1 protein-coding gene and 1 pseudogene are annotated in these 1,417 nt (G+C 40.4%); one reads left to right on the top strand and one right to left on the bottom strand.

Annotation, left to right across the window (positions count from 1 at the left end; all coding sequences use genetic code 11):
• Positions 1-297 precede the first annotated feature (297 nt).
• Complete coding sequence (locus L5L97_RS22740) at positions 298-1,134, bottom strand: hypothetical protein (protein ID WP_263176044.1); 837 nt, start codon at positions 1,132-1,134, stop codon at positions 298-300.
• Positions 1,135-1,270: 136 nt separating this feature from the next.
• On the opposite strand from L5L97_RS22740, the pseudogene L5L97_RS22735 reads away from it, so the two are divergent.
• A pseudogene (locus L5L97_RS22735) lies at positions 1,271-1,417 on the top strand (IS4 family transposase); the annotation flags it as partial.

Here is a 1,417-nt window from a genome sequence, read left to right as displayed (position 1 = left end):
CTGACACCCTAGCACTTACCCGATTGTGGTTATCAGGAAGAACGTCCTCTCACGATTCTGTTCCCATTCGGCATAAAGCCAAATATCGTTACATTGTCAGACTCGCTGCTTTATTCAGAGTCTTAGGGTCATCTGGTGATACAGATGGTTCACTCTTATCGCTGTGAACAGCGCTTCATACGACCTCAGGTCGCACGGACAAAAGCGTGTTAGATTCCTAACTCTAATTCGTGAATTTCGGATTAAAATCTCTATGGGTAACGCCGCATTCAGCGGCTTGTCCGCTGCAATGTTTTGTTAGCCATTTTTAACTACTTTAGCGATTTTTTCCTCGGGTATATCGCTTATGGCATTGTATAAGGTTTTTATCTTCTTTAGCCCAGCATCCAACACCTGATCGTGCTCTTCCGGATTATGATGCTGCCGGTGAACAGATATATTCCTTAGCTGACGTATCGAGTCAAAAAACTCTCTAGGCCGCTTATTTTCCATGACAGAGGGATCGATAAGCTTAAGAAGTGAATAAAATCGTTTGTCATGCCAAATCATCACCGGCCTTGATAATTCATCATGCCCTAACAATTCATGAGATTTTGCCTCAAGCAATGAGTATGCTGTGGAAATTGCAGAAAGCATGTCATATTTAGCAATGGCATCAACTTTTGAGAATACATCTTCATCACCTAATCCAATTAGCTGCATTCCATTGTCTGAAAAATATTCTTCGGCGATCTCATCAAACTCAATTGAGTAATGATCGTGCATACACGCACGAAATAAATCAATTACAAATTCGATGTAGTACAGAACTGACTCACGACTCGGGTAGCCAAATTTATGCTGAATTACATTTCTATCATCTATCAGCATTTCAATATTTGGCCTGTGCTTGATCTTTATGCCATGGGACTCAAGGATAGAAAAGGCCTTCCAGACGACTATCGTATTCTTGTTGTTGCTTTCATATATAGATTGGCCTATGTCAATGACCATATCTTTCAGTAATAGCTCCACAGCATTACTTATATGCAGAACAATAAATTTATTCTTCTTTTCATCGTCGAGTTCCAGAAGTTCGACTGCATGCCCCAGCAGTTCCATGGAACTTATAAATAATGGTGATTTTTCAGACATGCTTGATTCTCATTAAGATGGCTAACGCCGCGCTCTAGCGAATCCCCACATAAATTCGATGGGATTCAAATAAGTAGACACGCATGATGCTGTTTGATCTAATCAATTTCGCCAAAAACCTACTAGATCCAACATCATGCGTGATATCGACATATTACACGATTTACTCAAAAAACAATGCCCTCAAATACACCAAAAACGCCTTAATTCTCTGATGGTTGCTACTGAGTCTTTACTCGATGGCAATCAACTCTCGTTAACCCAGTTAGGACGGAACATAACG

This window comes from Shewanella sp. SM71 (assembly GCF_025653905.1).
GTDB lineage: Bacteria > Pseudomonadota > Gammaproteobacteria > Enterobacterales > Shewanellaceae > Shewanella > Shewanella oncorhynchi.
This window is presented reverse-complemented; position numbering and strand designations above follow the sequence as displayed.

What these genes read in the sequence shown, in the direction of transcription:
- L5L97_RS22740 (WP_263176044.1), bottom strand. Translation starts at nt 1,134, where the DNA reads ATGTCTGAAAAATCACCATTATTTATAAGTTCCATGGAACTGCTGGGG.